The organism is Parashewanella sp. 2304DJ23-3 (assembly GCF_056591695.1).
On record NZ_JBWQOH010000001.1, the window covers coordinates 166,061 to 185,203 of the forward strand.

A 19,143-nucleotide genomic window follows, 5' to 3' on the forward strand; every position below is an offset into this window, starting at 1 on the left:
GCAAATACTAAGGGATAAATACTTGGTAAATAAATTTCAAATGCTCCAGCAAGTTGATTATCCCCTTTGAAGCTGTGGAAAATAGGATTGAATGCAAAATGGCGTAAGCCCGACATGGACGTCGGGCTAGGTTCAGTGGTACATGGATGTACCATCTGAGCCGTTAGGCATTTATTCTATTCTATTTGGAACGTTCAGCTTCGTTGGGGCGGCACAGGGGATTCAAAAGGGGAAACTGCTGGAGGTTTCCTCTTTTGGCGGTGTGGAGTGCAACTCCACGATTTTATAAACTTCAAAGAAGTTTTACTCTGACTATACAATGGTGCTTTGCATCAAAGAGTCATTTGAATACCGACATACAAAACTGTCGTTGCTATGTTTCCAGCCTTCGTAGGATAAGACGGTAATTAAGACTTTTTAACGTACTGAGTTAGGATCACAATTCGAGTACCATTAACTCTGCCCTCAATGTGTTCAGGGTTATTGGTTAAAGAGATATTCCGTACTGCGGTACCGCGTTTTGCAACAAAGCTGGTTCCTTTTACATTTAAGTCTTTAATAACAACAACACTATCACCAGCAGACAAAACAGCACCATTGCTATCAACATGTTTAATCATGTCTTCTTCTGAAGGCTCTTGGTCTACCCAAGCTTGTAGCTCTTCATCAAGGTATAACATATCTTTTAAATCTTGCGCCCATGTCTCAGCATTTAGTCGATTAAGCATTCTCGCAGCCAACACTTGAACCGCAGGCTCTGTGCTCCACATGCTGTCGTTCAGACAACGCAGATGGTTAACATCAAAATCTTCTGATTTATTCACTTGTTCAGTACAGGTTGAACATAAAGCGACTTCGTTAGCAGCTTGGCCATCTGAGTATGGAAGAGTAAAAGCTTCTAGCGATGTTTCAGCAGAACATAATTCGCATTTGCCAGCACTGCGGCTTTGTAGATTAGCTGGTAGAGACATAATAAAACCAAGAATAAAAAAATTTGCCGAATGTTAACATTCTTATTTGGGGTTTAATACTCAGTAAGTCGCATTTTCTGATTGTGCCAATACTTGGGATATGGGTAACTATACTAATTGCTTTTGCGGGTTCTCTAAATTAAGCAAATGCTGTTTCATTTCCAAGCCATAAGCATAACCCGTTAACTTGCCGCTTTTTCCAATGATGCGATGACACGGAATGATAATCGCAATGTGGTTTGCACCATTTGCGGCACCCACGGCTCTAACCGCTTTAGGTCGTCCAATAGAGTGAGCGATATCACTGTAGCTTAAAGTCTCACCATGTTGAGTTTCCATGAGCGCATCCCATACTTGATGCTGAAACTGAGTCCCTTTTGGAGCAAGTGGCACACTGAAGTCAGAGCGCTTTTTAGCAAAGTATTCTTCAAGCTGTTGCTTTACTTGTAGCAGTACATTCTCTGCTTTCAACTTTTCAGAAGATTGAACAACGGCAAGCTCACTGATTCTGGCCCTTTCACACGTTAAATGAGTTAGACCATGCTCACTCGCTGCGAGGAATAAAGTCCCCACAGGAGAAGACAGCTCCATTCCTGCACATGGCGATGAATATAGGTTAACCAAAGTATTTGTTGTCATTTTATCTATGCCTATTCTATAAGTGCCAAAGTTGAAAAGTTAAATAACTACACCAAGGCTGTGCGTCTTTTTTCATTTTATCAAAGAAATCATCAAAGCTTTGTTCAGTAGCACTTTGTTCATGCAATGCTTTCAGTTTATTTTTGACGACTAAGTCTGTTGCTAAAAAAATATTCGGATTACCTAAACCCCGCATTTTTGCATAATCTACAGTCCAAGGGCCGATCCCTTTTAATGATAAGCAGTCATCAAGGTTCACTCGTTTGTTATTCGTAAAATATTCGGCCACGTTTCTGATGGCTTGCTTTCTTGCTCCTGGCATTTTTAAAATTTCGATGCTTGCTTCTTGGAGAGATTGAGGCTTTGGAAAAAAGCGTAAATCGACTCCGTTCATACACTCTCGTTCACCGTATTCATGAACAAGCTTACTGAGTAATTTTACCGCTTGAGTAATGGAAACTTGTTGACCTAAAATTGCTCGATTTATAGCTTCAAAATCACTTCCTGTTCCAGACACTCGCAGACCTGATTTTAGTTCCATCTCTTCAGGAATTGCATTCTGTAGTACATTTTCTATTTGCTCGATATTGGCATCGAGATCCAATATCCGTCTCACTAATGAATTGAGCTGATACAGGTTCTTAATCTGTGAGCCTTCCGAAAAATAAAAGCTGACTTTAAAGCCATTTTTTTCTGGCATATGTTGAGCCGAGAAGTAACCTCTACTGTCTTCGAAGCAAAATGTTTTATTGTAAATAGCATCATCATTAAACCACTCCATTCCTTCAACAGCTCGAGTTTGAAGAAAACCCCTCATTTTGTCCCAGTTATAAGGCGGCCGATAATTTAAAAATAGTGTTAAGCCATTTACTGTAGATGCTGTTTTATTTTTGGTTCGAGTTTGCGTGGGTGTTAACCCTAACTGGGTTTGAAAATGATGATTAAAGCTACGAACACTTTCAAAACCAGCATTGAGTGCGACATGTATAATATCAAGATTAGTTTCATGCAGTAGTTTTTTGGCAAACAATAATTTTTTATAAATAATGTATTGTTTTGGTGACGTACCTAAATACTTATTGAAGAGCTGTCTTAAATATCGAGCGGTTATACCAAGACGTTCTGAAAGCGCTTCCAAATCAATGGAGTCACCAGAAGTAAACGCTTCTTCAATTAATGTAATTGCTCGATTCAATGTAGTTTGCGTGCCTAACCAAGCAGGTGATTGCGGCGCACTATCTGGTCGGCACCTCAAGCACGGCCTTAATCCTGCATTTGCAGCAGCAATGGCAGTCTCAAAATATTCTACATTTTTCTCGTGCGCTGGCGGCGCTGGGCAAATAGAACGGCAGTAAATCCCTGTAGACTTCACGCCTGTGAAGAATAACCCATCAAAGCGTGGATCACGCGCTAGTCTTGCTCGTAAATATATTTCGTCCTGTTTTGATTGAATATGATCGAATTCCATTACATTACTCTAAAAACCTTTTATGCAATGTAACGGAATCAAAAATAAAGCACTAGCAAAAAGCGGAACTGAATCTTAATTTAATAAACCTGCTTCCAGTCTTTTTTCATATCAACAATCGTCCAATGATGAGTCTTGCCATAATCGAGGGCTTTGTCTAACTTTCCTACCTTCCCTTTTCTATCGTATGCCCATTCCCTTTTTGCATCTGTGTGATGAATTAGACCGCTTAAATGTAAGCCTTTCCCTTCTTCAGTCCATTTAAGCATGCTCATATCGTCATCAGAGTTACCAAATGCAATGATTGGTCGAACTCCTATAATTGAATCGATACTTAAAACTTTATTGTCTTGGATGTTGTAGAGCATTGAGTCATTTTTATATGCAATAACAAGCTTTCCATTTTCTTGCATTAAATGTTTACCAAACTGAGTACCAATAATATGTGTGGGGCTAATACCAAGAAATTTTTGAGATATTGGCCTAACAAAATCTGTATCTGTTCCGGTAACGATATAAACCTTAAAATCATGTTGCTTGAGATATTGAAGAAGCTGCTTCATAGGCTTATATGCTGACGCTTCAAATAGTCGACGTGACTGTGGGTTTTTACCTTTTGAAAACCAATTTAAAACATCCTTCTCGTACTCTTCTGTCGTTAAACCGTTATGTACTGCAAACATCAGCTCTTTAGACTGACTAAGAATATAGTCGCGAGCTTTTTCAGGTGCTGCAGCTGAAATTCCACTCGTTAGCAGAGCACCTTTTTTCCATTTTGAAGATAAAGCAGTTGAAGAATTAATTTCTGATAGCGCAAAGTATAATTTAGAATAAATAGGTTGTTCTGGCATTAACGTACCATCTAAATCAAAAACAGCGATTCGCCTTTCCTTACTGATATAAAATTTTGATGTAGGATCTGTAACCTTTTCGACCAGAGAAGTGATCGAAGATCTTGCATATCCCGTATTCCAAAATGATAGCTTATTGCCCTCTGAGGCTATTGACGATGAACTTAAAAAACAAGCTCCCACTATAGAAATCAGCAATGTTTTAGCGATGAAGTTTTTCATCTATGTGTCTCAGTGAATGGATGCAGCAAGAGTTTATAAAACCTAACCTTAACTGCTCTTTAACGAACGATATATTTAAAAATTCATTTGTTCGAATTAACAGTATTTTTATTCATGAATACTCGGTATGCTGAACTTAGTTATAAATTATAAGATTTTGTTTGCACTATGTTTAAGCTGTTCGAATCGTGGGTTAAGCCACTTTCAAATAATGAAGCATCTCGCCCTCCTAATGGTCTCTATGCTTTCTGTCGTCACTACACTAAAGGTTATGAGCTTCCTTTAGTTTTCATGTCAATCTTAACTGCAAGTGTTGCCATTCTCGAAGTTTCACTCTTTGGCTTTATGGGGCAACTCGTCGACTGGTTGGTCGAAAAAAATCCCGAAACGCTGTTTGAGGAAGAAGGCAGCAAATTGTTGTTGATGGCGGTACTGACCGTAGTCGTTATTCCTGTTTTATCTCTACTGCACGGTTTAGTGGTGTATCAAGGATTAATGGGCAACCACCCAATGTCTGTCCGTTGGTTAGCTCACCGCTATCTTCTCAAACAAAGCGTCTCATTTTATCAAGATGATTTTGCTGGACGCGTGGCAACGAAAGTCATGCAAACATCTTTAGCGGTTCGAGAAACCGTTGGTAAGTTATTAGATGTTTTAATGTATATCGTGGTCTATTTTACTGCGATGTTAGTGATGATAGCTTCTGCAGACTGGCGATTATTGATCCCTATGCTCGTTTGGTTAGTTTGTTATATTGCAATCCAACTTCATTTCGTCCCTAAGCTTAAACGTGTATCGACTGATCAAGCAAATGCTCGTTCAACGATGACAGGCCGCATCGTTGATAGTTACACTAATATCGCAACCGTGAAACTGTTTGCTCATACCGACAATGAAGCTGAATATGCAAAATTCAGCATGTCTGAATTCCTTAAAACCGTTTACAAACAAATGCGGTTGGTCACATGTATCAATGTTAGCGTTCAGACCATCAACTACCTTTTGGCTTTTTTCATTGCTGCTATTTCTATTTGGTTATGGGCTGACTCAGCAATCTCTGTTGGAGCAATCGCCATTGCAGTGAGTTTAGCCCTTAGATTAAACGGCATGTCACAATGGATTATGTGGGAAGTGAGCTCTTTATTTGAAAACATAGGTACTGTTACTGACGGCATGAACACATTAACAAAACCTATTGATATTGAAGATGCACCAAACGCAAGCAATCTGAACGTGACTAATGGCCATATTCAATTTCAGAATGTTCACTTTCAATATAAAGAAAATAAGTCAGTTATCGATAACCTGAATTTAGACATCAAGCCGGGTGAAAAAATTGGCTTAGTTGGTCGCTCTGGCGCCGGGAAGTCCACACTTGTAAACTTATTGATGCGCTTTCATGAGATTAAAGACGGCAGTATTTGTATTGATGGACAAGCGATAAATACCGTTACGCAGGATTCTTTGCGAGCTCAAATTGGCATGGTCACTCAAGATACATCACTGCTTCACAGGAGTATTCGCGAGAATATTTTATATGGCAAACCCAATGCGACTGATGAAGAACTTCAAGCGGCTATCACTCAAGCCCACGTTAAAGACTTTTTAGATAACTTATCAGATCCCGACGGAAATATCGGATTGGATGCACAAGTAGGCGAACGTGGCGTTAAACTTTCAGGCGGTCAACGACAACGTATTGCTATTGCTCGAGTACTATTAAAAAATGCGCCAATCCTTTTACTTGATGAAGCAACATCAGCGTTAGATTCTGAAGTTGAATCCGCTATCCAAGATAACCTATATCAATTAATGGAAGGCAAGACAGTAATAGCCATCGCCCACCGCCTTTCAACGATTGCAGCGATGGACAAGCTGATTGTGATCGATGAAGGCAAGGTAGTTGAACAAGGGAGCCATAATGAGCTTATCCAGCTTGGCGGTATTTATGCTCAACTATGGGAACATCAGACTGGTGGGTTCCTAGGCATCGAGTAACCACTTACTGAGCAAACCTCTTATGTGCTAAATCTGAGTTTGGCATATAAGAGGCTCCTTTTCCTTCAACGGCTGTTGATGCATAAGCATTGGCATACTTGATTGCAGTTTCGAATTTACCATGTTCACAAAAGTAAGCAGCAAAAGCACCGTTAAACGCATCCCCAGCACCACTGGTGTCGATAACATTTGCTGTAAATGACTCAATAAAACCTGAATTTCCATGATTGAAATAATAAACACCTTGCGCACCCAAGGTAATAATAATCATGCTAATGCCATATTTTGTATTAATCACTTTAGCGGCAGCTTCGGCTGTCTCTCTGTCCGTCACTTTTACTCCTGTTAACTCGGTTGCCTCCGTTTCATTAGGAGTGAGAATATCGACATCCTTCAAATAAGGCTCGATTTCAGGTTCATAAGGAGCTGGGTTAAGTAAAATTTGAACCTTATTCTGTTTCGCAATTTCTATGCTCGCAGCAATAGCTTCAATATTGTTCTCTAACTGAATAGCGAGAAGATTTGAATGTTGAATATCTGACTTTCTTTGGAGAACTTCATCTTGGGTGATGTCTTTATTTGCACCAGAAATAATGACGATTAAATTTTGGCTATCTGACTCTCTGATAAAGATTTGTGCAATCGCAGTACTTTCGTCAGAAATTAAGATTTGCGTCTCAATCGATTCTCTTTGCGCTAAATAAGTACGAATTTGTTCACCAAACGGATCTTTACCTATTTTGCAGAGCATCATTGTTTCTACATTATTTTGTGAGCATGCATAAGCCTGATTAGCCCCTTTCCCACCACAAGCAAACACACTGTCCGTAGTTGAGATAGTCTGCCCTGATTGAGGGAAATTCTTCAAGTAAGATAAAATATCGAGATTAACTGAAGCAAGAAAAAACACTTTAGACATATATTACCCCGACTAAAAAGGCCATTGTCGTTTAAGGTATCTGTACCTTAACTAAACAATGGCCCACTAAGCATTCGTGCTAACAAAAATTATTATGCTTCTTCTGAAGCCTTCATTTTTTCAAGCTTAGCTTTAACCACACTTTTCAATCGAGTTAAGCCCCACCTTTCCCCTTCTGCAATAGCAGCGTCAATATCTCCACCGTTGGTACTAAAGTCATGCAACGCAACGAGAGCACCTACACGGTTAGCACTTGAACAATGAACAAAAACAGGTTCATTACCAATTTGTTTTAGTACCTTTGCAAGCTTAGTCGCATTCATTGTATTAATCGCTTTGATGCCACCAGCCGGAATAGAGTAATACTTCATTCCTAATTGTTTAACTAACTTAGCTTCATCGAATGTTTGTTCTTTTAGTGTTCTTAAACTTACAATGTTCTTAATACCAATACGCTTTAACCAATCGAGTTGCTCTTCAGTGGGTTGTCCACCCGAAAACTGATGTGAGTTAATCACCTTAAGATTTTTGACGCCTAATTGCTGAACCTTATCCGCTTCTATTCCTGTAGACGCACATGCTGAAACGACTGTCATTAACACGAAAGTGAGCATTAATTTGATTTTGTTTTTCATAACCTTTCCCTGTAGTGGCTTACCATCATTAATGATAGATAGAAATAAGTGATTACGAAACATAAAACCGTAATATTGTTATGCTAGGTCAAAAGAAATATCTACTTCAAAACCGAAAAACATTAAGCTTTAAATTTATTCCAAAAAAGTATTTACGTCTTAAGCTAAAAATTGGTATTTGTGGTATACGACTCATAGCAATAAGACGATTGTGGTTTTTATGGCTGTAGACACCCAAAGACCTGGTTTAATTCTTAAAGGTTATCAAGTAACAGATCAAATTTCAGACCGGCCTGATGTTAAGAAAGTTGCAACAACTCAGTTATTAAAAATAACTGCAAGTAATTGTTATCAAAAAGAATGGGTAGCTGTTCCTGTAGATTTATACACTCAAGATTCTGGTTCACCAAAGCTATACAAATCAAACTTCAACCTCTGGCTACAAGCTGAGCCTATTGATAAGCCCTACTTTAAAAGCTATCAACAAGCGACAAATCAAATTCCATTATCAGGGATAAAGGTTGGTAACGGTACTTTTAATTGGCGGTATCAAGATACAACTAGAGCAATAGGTAATTTTTTAAGCGATACAATCATTAATCATATCGATGAACATTTATCCGTATATGCAATACCAGAAGAAGAGTGGGGAAGCGAAGTATGCGATACTTTTCCTGAGGATGTTGGAATAATTGGGATTAATGGGGAATGGTCAACCCCTATAACTGCACAAAGAAGTCCAGACGGGACATATAAAATAACCTTTACATGTGAAAAGGCTGGCATACAAGAGTTAAAGTTTTCAGATAGCAAATTCGAAGCTGCAAATAATTTCGGGCTGAACGGTGATAGAGCTTTTGGAGCTTTAAAAGATGGAATTCCACTTGATGAAACAATTGCAATGGATAGTGGTACCAATACACATAACATGAGTTTTATAGCTGAAGAAGGGGCAACTTATACAGCTACAATCAGAAGCTTTAACTCTAAGGTTACAATCCAGATAACTAAAGCAGAGAGTTAATTACACCATTTGTTAAGAGTGAAAGCTAAGTGCTTTCACTCTTATTGATTTAAATACCTTTTACCTCACCACTCACTTTGGCTAACACTGGCTTAGCTTTACCGTGCCCTTTAGAGGTTACATTCCCCTTTACATTGGTTAGTTTCACTTTTCCCGATTTACTTGCAAAGGTGACATTACCGTCAATATCTTCAAGCTCTATATTCCCAGATGTATCTTTAATTTTTACGTTACCATCAATTTTGCGCAACGAAATATTGCCAGATTTATCAACTAAACGAACCGATCCATCGTGATTTATCACATCCAGATTTCCAGAACGGTCATTCAAAGCAATAGCGCCCTTTCTATTAGAAATTAAAATATTGCCACTTCCGTCATTGAGTTTTAATTTACCAATACCGCCAGAAATTTTTATATTGCCTGAGCCATCATTTAAAATCGTTTTTCCTTTTACGTTTGCTATTTCTAGATCACCTGAACCATCGAGTACTTTTAGCCCTTTTTGAAGCCCAGATATTTTGATGTCGCCCGAAGTATCACGAAGATCAAGGTATAGATTTTTTGGCATATTTATGACTAAATCAATAGAACCACGATGACGTTTTGATGGAACACCTTTTTTATAACCTGCTTTCAACGTAATCTTCTTCGAAGTTTCTTTTACATAAAACTGCATATCTTCAGCAAAGTGTGCTTTTGCATCTGACATATCACCAGGCACATTAATTCTTGCAGAAACGGTTATTTTTGAAGACGAAACTGGATTGACAATTAAGTTACCCGCACCTGCAAAAACAAGGAGTTTGGTTGCGTCTTCGACCTTTACCTCTTTTGTACCTTTCCATGTAGCAGCTTGAGAGTTATAGCTAATTGCACTTAGCATAATTAAAGCCAAAGCATAATGAAGACATTTCATCATTTAAGTCCATTTATAAATTAGAGTAGATGCCCTAAGTTAGCCAATTTTTGAGCTGATCACAATTTATAGAACGCATGAAGATTAATTTTTTTAATAAATACCTTAAACTTTGTAAAAAAACGTTCGTACTAGAAACCAATTAGTAAACATCAAGAATCGAAAAACATCATACATTTCGTCATTTAAACGATCTTTTAAATAAGGTTTCGTTTACATAAAAGCGCTTATTTTCTTAGCTTATTAACAATGAAAACTGAAAAGAAACCTAAAGCGTAAATAACAAGTGAAATTCCTTATTTTTACGGTTAAATGTCACCACCGATTGCCCACTCTTTGCACTATTGCACCTAATTAAACCATATGGTTATATCCCCGCCTTGTGAACCGGCTCTTAAATATATCAAGAGTTAGATGTAGAGCACGAAATCAATTTTACAAAGACATTCTGAGTTCGGCTTAGAGTCCAAGCCCTCAACTGTTTAAGTCTTTTCGCTCGCTCATGCGTTCACACCATAAAATTATCATAAGCGTTTGGGAGAAAAACAATGCAAGCTAATTCTCTATTAGCAAAAGCTATTCGTGTTGCATTAATTTCCAGTGCAGGATTGGCAACCATCGCCGTAGGAGTTGCTCAAGCAGCAGGCGAAAATGGAGATAGTAGTGTAGAACGAATTCAAGTGACTGGCTCAAGAATCAAAAGAACAGATCTAGAAGGTGCAAACCCTGTTACCGTGTTAGATGCTTCCGATTTATCGAATCAAGGTTTTACTAATGTTCAAGACGCACTGGAAAATTTAAGCGCAACAACTGGTGCTGTTACCACACAGTCAGTGCATGGTTTTACTCCTGCTGCTACGGCAATCAGTCTCAGAGGAGCTGGTGCAAGCCGAACACTGACCTTAATCAATGGTAAGCGGTTAAATCAGTACCCAAGAGCACTAGGCGGTACTGATAACTTTGTCGACACATCGAGTATTCCATTGGATGCAGTCCAAAGAATTGAAGTACTTCAATCCGGAGCATCTGCTGTATATGGTGCTGACGCCGTGGGTGGCGTGGTAAATATTATTCTAAAACGAGATTTCGATGGTTTTGCAGCAAAATACCGCCGTACAGATACGACTGAAGGCGGTGGTGGAAGTGATAAAGTATCCATTTCCATGGGTAGTAGCTCTGACAGAGGTAATGTCTCCAACTTTACTGAGTTCAGCTCGAACGAACAGCTAAAAGCCAGTGAGCGCGCAAACTTCGGAATTAATACTGACAAAGTTCCATACAGTCCATTTTCCAGATACAGCTCTTACGGAGCTAGAATTGCAGGCGGACCTGCCGACTCAAATGTAAAAACCCTAACACCAGAAGAATGCCAATCATTAGGGTTATTCTATGATGTGGCCAATAGTCGCTGTGGATATGACCGCTCAATGCAACGTGACTTAGCACCTGAAACCACTAAATTTAATAACACAACCATATTTAATTATGAGTTGATGGATGATTTAACCATGGTCGGCCGAATCGACTTCGGCAAGACACAGTCCACCACTCGAATCGAGCCAAGCTCAACGGATGATGTTGATGTAACTGTAAATGGCAGTGGGTTAGACGTATCACAGGCTCGAAGTGGCCTAGATGACTCTGCTGCAAATCGATTTACTAAACATTATGACAACAAAGGCACCGCATTAAATGGTGATTTTGCGAATGCAGCAGATGGTGATTATTACTATATCCGCCGTCTCAATGACCTTGGGCAGCGAAGAGGTGAAACTAACGGCGAAAACTATTACGGTTCACTTGGTCTAGAAGGCGGATTGGGTGACAGTTATAGCTGGGATATGTCAGGTAACTATGGCAAATCCTATGTTGATGTTTATAACCACGGCTACACAACCTATCAGAAGATGTTTGATTATGTTACATCTGGTAAGAACGGCCGTTCTCTACTCAGTGATATTCCTGCTAATGATTTATCAACTCTAAGCTACTCTCCTTATTCTCGTGCATCTTCGTCGTTGCTTAACTTCCAAGCCAACATCACTGGCCCAGCATTTGAACTCTTTAACGACAATGAGGCTGACTTTGCTTTAGGTGCCGAATGGTCTAAACAAGATTACACAGCAAATTCAGATTCTGAATCCATGTTGGGTAATGTTGTCGGTACTGGTGGCTCATCGGGTCAAGGAGAGCGCCGTTTCTGGGCAACCTATGGTGAATTAAAAGTTCCGGTAATGGATGAGCTAACATTCGATCTTGCAGCGCGTTATGACAGATACAGTGATTTTGGTGGTAATGTAACGCCATCCATCGCAGTTGAGTACCGCCCTACAGATGAATGGCTACTACGTGGCTCATGGAACCGTGTATTTAGGGCGCCAGATATGCAACGCGTCTACGGGGACCCAACCCAAGGCTTTAGCACAGTGGTTGACTTTAAAGCCTGCCAAGATATGGGAGGAGTACCAAATCAACCAAATAACGATCCAAGAGTTAATGAAGTCTGTAATGAACTCCACATCAATAGCACCACTGGTGCCAACCCAGATTTAAAACCAGAAAAAGGTTATACAGCCAATCTAGGTGCCGTTTATGGTGGCGATCAACTCAGTGCTTCTCTGGATTTATGGCAATGGAAACTTGATGACATGGTCAATCAAGTCAGTGCTTCACGTCAAGCCAGGGAGTACGCACTTTATGACTCAACCATTACCCGAGATAATGACGGAGTCATTACTCACGTCCAATCAACTGCACTTAACTTATCTTTCCAAGAAGTCAGAGGCATAGACGGTGAACTGGGTTATGATTTCGATCTCAACGAGCTTGGTGAATTAAAACTCATAGGGCGTAGTACTTACTTGTTGAAATCTGAAAGTCAGCTCGATTCAGCGTCACCTGTGGATGATGACATTGATGACGGCGGTTTGCCAAAGCTCAAAGGAAATATTGTTGCAACATGGAATTATGCAGATTTCACCACGGCATTAAGCGGGTTCTATACGGGTCGTCATCACGGCGTGAACTATAAGTCTTTTAAAGATTCCGCAGAAGAAAATAATGAAGCATTTAAAGAAAGTGATTATGAAGTCGGCTCTTACTTTAGATGGAACTTAACTGGTACCTACCATATGAGTGATGACATTGACTTCCAAACAGGTCTACTCAATATGTTTAATAGAGGGCCAAACTTTGATCCAACTGATTCGTCTTGGCCACATTATGAACGTTCGTTGTTCAACGCTGTTGGTCGACAGTGGTTCATAGAAGCAAGTATGAAGATGTAATCCACCTTTATTGAGTAATAAAGCCGCTTTGCGGCTTTATTACTTTTCATTCTACGGTCTTATCTTTTCCCAATGCTTATAGCCTTTCATGTACTGAATGTATGACAAAACATCATCAATTTCTTTTTCAGTTACCGTTCCAAAGTTTGTCATTCTACTTCTTGCTCTGAATGATGATGGATCTTTTATCCACGCTTTTAGAAAAGTCATACTTCGATATTCAGTAATATTTTTTGGAATGTTCAATTCTGGCCCTATAGTGCCACCAACTAAATTAATCGAATGGCAAGCCATACATCGCGTTTTAAACACGTTGAACCCACGCTCTATCTGAGCAGTGACATTATGTTTCGGTTTTATATCAAAATACGGATCATGTTTCGTATTCGATGTAATTTTTGTTATCGCAAATGGCCACGGAAATGCTTTGTATGAGTCCGGCTGCTGCCACATCAAATAAAAGGGGGCTGGATCAGTAATTTCTTTACCCTCAGCCACAAGACTAAACACCTCACCATTTTTTGTATTCAATTCTTCAAATGCGAGCCATGGCTCAGGAAATCGTTTAAGAATTTTTTTAGACATCACAGCTTCATAACCGTCCCTAGCAATAAATGAAATTTGACTGGAGGAGTAAATATCTATTTTTTCTAATTTCGCGACTTCTGCGAATTTAAATGCTCGATAAGTGACGGTTTTTTTATAGACAGGGTTAAATAGTGTCACTTCATAAGCAGGAACATGTTTTTGTATATCTTTAAGCTTCAATGTCGATGACTTGCCATTAATTTCAAAAGTTAATGGGGCGTTTTCATCTAACTTAGCTTGAGCACTTGATATGTGAACAAGTAACAAAAAACTTAAACTCACCAGTTTGAAACAGTTCATTCTATTACCTACATCTGTTCAGTCGAAAACATAAGTATAGTTTCAATTTTTACACTCACCTTTTGTTACCTAGATCTCAATTTTTTCTCACGAATTCTTTAAGCTGTGACTTCTTTAACGATGATTTAGAACTGCTTGTGATAATATTACCAACAGGTAAATTGGTCTTACCAATTTTAATTTTAGCTGTACGACAGATACCAAACGCTACTTACATCAAGGTTATCTAGATAAGTACATTATCGTTCTAAGGATGAGTAGAATCACAAGTTCTTCTCGGAGTAACAAATGACTGAAAAAACTGCTAACCATAATACGGAAGAAGCAAGTTATCAGGAGCTTCACCGCCCTGCTTCAGAATTCGAAACCAGAAATGATTATCTGGAGCACGAATTAAAAATCATGAAACCACGTCGTTGGGGGTTGAACCTTCCTGGTCGTGATTTTCGTTTTGAATGGGAAGATCTTGTCCCTGCTATTGCGGGTACCATTGGTATCACTGTAATGTACTCAGCCGTTATGGCGGCTTGGGCTTCGGGCTTAACCGAAAAATGGCCTAACGTTAATTTAGGTGCAGATTTCGCCATCCAAGTTATGCGCGTTGAAATGCTTATCCCTGCATTACTTTTCTGCGTTGTCAGTTCTGGTTTTATCAATCCAAGAGCCAATCTTGGGGGTAATCATGGGCCAATGATCCCACTCATTGGTACCATCGCCCTTGCTGGAGCACATCCATTAGCATTAGCAATCTTAATTGGCGTCTTTGGGTTAATTCTCAGTTGGCTAAAGGGTGGCTCTCGGCTTGTTAATTTAACCAGCAGTGGTGTCGCAGGCGGTTTACTGGTTTACCTTGGGTTCATGGGTGCTAAGAGCCAAATCACCTCTTTATTTGATTGGTCAGCTGGCTTACAAGTAAAGCATGCTTTGGATTACTCACTTTCTTATGTAGCGTTCGTAATTCTGTTGGTTAATGTGGTGATTTACGCCTTTTTAGCTAAAGTAGAAAAACGCTGGCTTGCGATTCCTCTTTGTAGCATTACTGCTATTATTCTAGCTTTCGCTCTAGGTGCCGGTCTTGATTTAGAATTTGTTACCGCTCCAGGTCTACCAAACCTGAATCCTGTTTACTGGTGGGGTTCAACTGAAACGGGTTGGCAACTGGGTTTACCTAACTTGTCTCACTTCATCGCCTCATTACCTTTTGCCATTCTAGCGGTTGCGATGTGGTCACCAGACTTCTTAGGACACCGTATTTTCCAAGAGCTGAACTATCCAAAAGGTGCAGATAAAGTACTGATGGACGTTGATGACACAATGACTACGTGCTCTTTACGTCAAATCGTTGGTACTGCGGTTGGTGGTGGTAACATCACTTCATCTTGGGGTACTTATATGATCCCAGCCGCTATTGCTAAACGCCCGATTCCAGCAGGTGCTATTTTACTCGGTTTAATGTGTATTGTGGTTGCCATTTCAGGTTACCCAATGGATGTGGCAGTATGGCGTCCAGTAATGTCGATCGCTCTATTAGTGGGTGTATTTTTACCTCTTCTAGAAGCAGGTCTACAAATGGTTAAAGACAGTGTCAGCAGTCAAGCAGCCGGCATTTGTATCTTTGCCGCTTTTGTTTCTAACCCTGTGTTAGCGTGGGCACTGACTATGTTCCTCGACAACAACGGTCTAATTGGTGACAAAGAAAGACCAAAAAATCTATCTTTCGTTGATAGAATCGTCATTCCTGGCCTAGCATTCGTTATCTGTTTAGCGGCCATGCTTGCGGTAGGCATGATTAAAGGTATTCCAGCGATCATCTAATCGAACAATTTAACATCACAGATATGATTGATAATGGGAGAAAATATAGGTTTTTCTCCCATTTTTTATGTTTTGGCTTTAATTTTTGTTAACAGTTTACAGCATTCAGTTATAATTGGTGCGACCAAGGGGTGTTTGAGATTTTCTCAAACTGAGATTACACCCTTAGAACCTGATCCGGCTTATACCGGCGTAGGAATGGAAAAATACTTATCTCAACAGCCACCCTGTTGAGTTGTTTTATGTATTAATTTATTACTGATCGCACTCAGCCGGATCTCAAATTGTTAATTTTGAGGTCCCATGTTTTCCAAAAAATCGTTAAGCCACAAGCTTACCCACAAATTGTCACCTGTTGCACTTTCTATTGCTATTGCTTTTACTGGGCAAGCTGTTGCGCAAGATAATGATACTGATATTGAAGTCATTAAAGTAACTGCGGATTTCCGTAATCAAGAGCTACTCACATTACCCGCAAGTGCCACCATCATCGATGCAAAACAAATTGAAGATGAAGGTAACCAGCATTTTGAAGATGTCTTGAATTCAATTGCTAACTTTAACTGGTCAGGTGGTAGTTCTCGCCCACGTTATTTCCAAATTCGTGGTGTTGGCGAACAAGAAGATTATCAAGGTGCGCCGAATTCTTCTGTTGGCTATGTGATTGATGATATCGATCTTTCCGGTCTTGGTATGGTTTCTAGCATGTATGATCTACAGCAAGTAGAAGTACTTCGTGGGCCTCAAGGTACTCGTTACGGCGCCAATGCGCTTGCAGGCTTAATTTACTTAAAGAGTAACGATCCTGAAGCAGAAACTGAACACGGTGCTGAAGTGTCATTTGGTGACGATAATTTACGTACTTTCAGTGGTTATAGCACAGGTGCTATCAATAAGTCTGAGACGCTACTTTATCGTGCAACGATTCAACAGCACGACCAAGATGGCTTCCGTGATAATACTTACCTTGGACGCAGTGATACCAATAAGCGTGATGAGTTTACAGGCCGTATTAAGCTCCGTTGGTTAGCGACAGATGATTTAACCGCAGACTTAACAGTATTGCACGCAGATTTTGACAACGGTTATGATGCGTGGACATTAGACAATAACGGGTTTAAAACAAACACTGACCAACCGGGTACTGATAACCAAAAGACCACAGGTTCAAGTTTAAAACTTAATTACACTGGGTTTAACTCGTTTAATCTAACCTCAATTACGTCTTACGCAACGACTGATCATCAACATGCTTATGATGGTGACTGGGCGAACCCTGATTACTGGGCAAGTCGCAACTGCGGAAGCGCAGAAGCACCTGAAGCTTGTGAATACGATTATCTTTGGGATAAAAAAGGCGACCGTCGTACGATCTCTCAAGAATTCCGTTTCAGTTCAAATGAAAACGGGCGCATCTTCGCTGATTCTACTGATTGGCTTGTGGGTGTTTATACGATGAAATTGAAAGAAGACAACGATCTTTATTCAGAATATAACACATGGCCTGATGAGGTGATGCAATCTAAATATAACGCAACCAATTACGCCATATTTGCACAGTTAGACTCTAATTTAGGTCATGGGTACAACCTTTCAACAGGTCTTAGATTTGAGCGCCGTAATAGCGAATATTCAGATACCAATGGCGACACATTTAAGCCATCTGAAAGCATGTGGGGCGGTCATGTTGCGTTAAGTAAAAAGCTATCGAACCAACACAGTACTTACGTACGTGTAGCTCGTGGCTATAAAGCTGGCGGCTTTAATATGAGCTTACCGGCTGAACTTGCAGACAAAAAAGAGTTCGATACTGAAATCCTTTATAACTATGAAGTAGGCTTGAAGTCGTTCTGGTTAGATAACGACTTATCGACCAATTTGTCGGTGTTCTACATGGACCGTCAAGATCAGCAAGTTTCAGCGTCTCAACAAGATCCTGAAAAGCCACAGCGTTTCATTCTATTTACTGAAAACGCAGGCAGCTCTAACAATTATGGTGCAGAGCTAGACGCTAAATGGCAGGCAACAGATAACTTAGAGTTTTATGCAAGCATTGGCTATTTAGAAGCAACTTATGGTGATTATATTTATAAAGATAAATACGGCTCGCCTGTCGATCTTTCTGGCCGAGAATTAGCACACTCGCCAAAATTCACTAATAGCCTTGGTGCAACATATCGTGCTGATAATGGTACCTTTGTAAACTTACATACCAGTGGTAAGAGCAAGTTCTTCTACTCAGATAGCAATGATTCACAATCAAAAGGTTACCAAATTTTAAATGCTCGTGTTGGTTATGAAGCCGATGATTGGGGCGTTTATCTTTGGGGACGTAACTTATTTGATAAGAAATACGGCGTTCGTGGTTTCTACTTCGGTAATGAGCCAGACCTAGGCTGGGCTGACAAGCAATATATCCGCTATGGTGATCCACGCTCTGTAGGTGTAACCGCAAACATTAAATTCTAATTTGAAATGAGATCCATATACCGCATTAGTCAAAACTGATGCGGTATCATCTCTTTATGCCATCTTTGAGATCTAATAAATGAAACTTACCGCTGAAATCAGCATGTACCCGTTTAAAGAAAACTACATTGAGCCCATCCATTGGTTTATTCATCAACTCGATAATTACCCACACATCAAACGTGTAACCAACGCCATGGCAACACAAGTACAAGGTGATTATCAAGACGTTATGTCAATGCTTGCCACTGAAATGCAAGCTGCACACGAGAAATACGGTAAAGCCGTATTCGTCTGCAAATTTATTGGTAGCGACTTAGATTTGAGTCATAGCGAATAACCTCTTTAGAGATAAATTATGGAACTATTGCAAACAATGTTTGGAGAAATGCAAGCGATGACCCTTTGGGAGTCCCTTGCAGTGATTCTCGGTCTCGCTTATTTACTGCTAGCAATGAAAGAGAACGTTTGGTGCTGGCCAGCGGCATTCATCAGCTCTGGAATTTTCATGGTGATTTTCTGGAATGTGAAGTTATATATGGAAGCTGTCTTATACCTCTATTATGTCGCTATGGCGGTTTATGGCTATTGGATGTGGACTCGAGGAGGAAAACAACATCATGGTGTGAATATTACATCGTGGTCTTTAAAAACTCACGTGAGCATCACTGTTGTTACTGGAGTTATCGCCCTTATCGTTGGCTATATGATGGCAAATAACACCGATGCCTCCTTCCCCTATCTGGATGCTGCAACAACGTGTTTTGCGATAATGACCACTTATCTCGTTGCTAAAAAAGTATTAGAAAATTGGCTATATTGGATTGTCATTAACTCTGTTTCCATCTATTTATACCTCAATAAAGAACTGATGCTTACATCAGCTTTATTTGTAGTCTATGTCGTACTCGCCTTTGCTGGGTATATTCAATGGAAAAAGAATAAAGCGCAACAAGCAACAACCTAATATTCTAGTTTCAAGTGATGGCAAAACGTCATAAGTTTTGTCATCATTGCTTTTTTTAACTCTTATCAGTG

The 19,143-nt window shown here is 39.8% G+C and carries 15 protein-coding genes and 1 riboswitch; of the genes, 7 read left to right on the top strand and 8 right to left on the bottom strand.

Annotated elements, in window-relative coordinates; translation table 11 throughout:
- Positions 1-407: 407 nt before the first annotated feature.
- From AC1EU2_RS00770 to AC1EU2_RS00785, 4 genes are all read right to left on the bottom strand, one after another.
- The gene (locus AC1EU2_RS00770) at positions 408-971 is read right to left on the bottom strand and encodes a PhnA domain-containing protein (protein ID WP_480296086.1); all 564 of its coding nucleotides are present in this window, start codon (positions 969-971) and stop codon (positions 408-410) included.
- 108 nt (positions 972-1,079) lie between these two features.
- Positions 1,080-1,610, bottom strand: coding sequence for a methylated-DNA--[protein]-cysteine S-methyltransferase (locus AC1EU2_RS00775; RefSeq protein WP_480296087.1), 531 nt, complete (start codon positions 1,608-1,610; stop codon positions 1,080-1,082).
- 16 nt (positions 1,611-1,626) lie between these two features.
- Complete coding sequence (locus AC1EU2_RS00780) at positions 1,627-3,078, bottom strand: DNA-3-methyladenine glycosylase 2 family protein (RefSeq protein ID WP_480296088.1); 1,452 nt, start codon at positions 3,076-3,078, stop codon at positions 1,627-1,629.
- Positions 3,079-3,158: 80 nt separating this feature from the next.
- Positions 3,159-4,151, bottom strand: a complete 993-nt coding sequence (locus AC1EU2_RS00785; protein ID WP_480296089.1) for an HAD family hydrolase — start codon at positions 4,149-4,151, stop codon at positions 3,159-3,161.
- Positions 4,152-4,319: 168 nt separating this feature from the next.
- Here AC1EU2_RS00785 and AC1EU2_RS00790 point away from each other — a divergent pair, with 168 nt between their 5' ends.
- Complete coding sequence (locus tag AC1EU2_RS00790) at positions 4,320-6,149, top strand: ABC transporter ATP-binding protein (protein ID WP_480296090.1); 1,830 nt, start codon at positions 4,320-4,322, stop codon at positions 6,147-6,149.
- 4 nt (positions 6,150-6,153) lie between these two features.
- Here AC1EU2_RS00790 and AC1EU2_RS00795 read toward each other — a convergent pair whose 3' ends face one another.
- Both AC1EU2_RS00795 and AC1EU2_RS00800 read right to left on the bottom strand, forming a co-directional pair.
- Complete coding sequence (locus AC1EU2_RS00795; RefSeq protein WP_480296091.1) at positions 6,154-7,068, bottom strand: ribokinase; 915 nt, start codon at positions 7,066-7,068, stop codon at positions 6,154-6,156.
- 92 nt (positions 7,069-7,160) lie between these two features.
- Positions 7,161-7,703: a protein tyrosine phosphatase family protein gene (locus tag AC1EU2_RS00800; protein WP_480296092.1), complete on the bottom strand. Its 543-nt coding sequence runs from the start codon at positions 7,701-7,703 to the stop codon at positions 7,161-7,163.
- A gap of 220 nt (positions 7,704-7,923) precedes the next feature.
- Between AC1EU2_RS00800 and AC1EU2_RS00805 the strand changes: the two genes are divergently transcribed.
- On the top strand, positions 7,924-8,727 hold the full coding sequence (locus AC1EU2_RS00805) for a hypothetical protein (RefSeq protein WP_480296093.1): 804 nt from the start codon (positions 7,924-7,926) through the stop codon (positions 8,725-8,727).
- 49 nt (positions 8,728-8,776) lie between these two features.
- On the opposite strand, the gene AC1EU2_RS00810 is transcribed toward AC1EU2_RS00805, so the two are convergent.
- The gene (locus AC1EU2_RS00810) at positions 8,777-9,613 is read right to left on the bottom strand and encodes a DUF4097 family beta strand repeat-containing protein (protein WP_480296094.1); all 837 of its coding nucleotides are present in this window, start codon (positions 9,611-9,613) and stop codon (positions 8,777-8,779) included.
- 581 nt (positions 9,614-10,194) lie between these two features.
- On the opposite strand from AC1EU2_RS00810, the gene AC1EU2_RS00815 reads away from it, so the two are divergent.
- On the top strand, positions 10,195-12,933 hold the full coding sequence (locus AC1EU2_RS00815) for a TonB-dependent receptor domain-containing protein (protein ID WP_480296095.1): 2,739 nt from the start codon (positions 10,195-10,197) through the stop codon (positions 12,931-12,933).
- 51 nt (positions 12,934-12,984) lie between these two features.
- Here AC1EU2_RS00815 and AC1EU2_RS00820 read toward each other — a convergent pair whose 3' ends face one another.
- On the bottom strand, positions 12,985-13,821 hold the full coding sequence (locus AC1EU2_RS00820) for a c-type cytochrome (protein WP_480296096.1): 837 nt from the start codon (positions 13,819-13,821) through the stop codon (positions 12,985-12,987).
- A gap of 288 nt (positions 13,822-14,109) precedes the next feature.
- Here AC1EU2_RS00820 and AC1EU2_RS00825 point away from each other — a divergent pair, with 288 nt between their 5' ends.
- The 4 genes from AC1EU2_RS00825 (at position 14,110) to pnuC (ending at position 19,072) form a co-directional block, all read left to right on the top strand.
- Positions 14,110-15,636: a DUF3360 family protein gene (locus tag AC1EU2_RS00825; RefSeq protein ID WP_480296097.1), complete on the top strand. Its 1,527-nt coding sequence runs from the start codon at positions 14,110-14,112 to the stop codon at positions 15,634-15,636.
- A gap of 117 nt (positions 15,637-15,753) precedes the next feature.
- Positions 15,754-15,852, top strand: a riboswitch (TPP riboswitch).
- 87 nt (positions 15,853-15,939) lie between these two features.
- Positions 15,940-18,105: a TonB-dependent receptor gene (locus tag AC1EU2_RS00830; protein ID WP_480296098.1), complete on the top strand. Its 2,166-nt coding sequence runs from the start codon at positions 15,940-15,942 to the stop codon at positions 18,103-18,105.
- Between the two features lie 79 nt (positions 18,106-18,184).
- A complete protein-coding gene (locus AC1EU2_RS00835; RefSeq protein WP_480296099.1) occupies positions 18,185-18,445 on the top strand; it encodes a YkoF family thiamine/hydroxymethylpyrimidine-binding protein in 261 nt (86 codons plus the stop codon).
- A gap of 18 nt (positions 18,446-18,463) precedes the next feature.
- The gene (gene pnuC, locus AC1EU2_RS00840; protein WP_480296100.1) at positions 18,464-19,072 is read left to right on the top strand and encodes a nicotinamide riboside transporter PnuC; all 609 of its coding nucleotides are present in this window, start codon (positions 18,464-18,466) and stop codon (positions 19,070-19,072) included.
- Positions 19,073-19,143 lie beyond the last annotated feature (71 nt).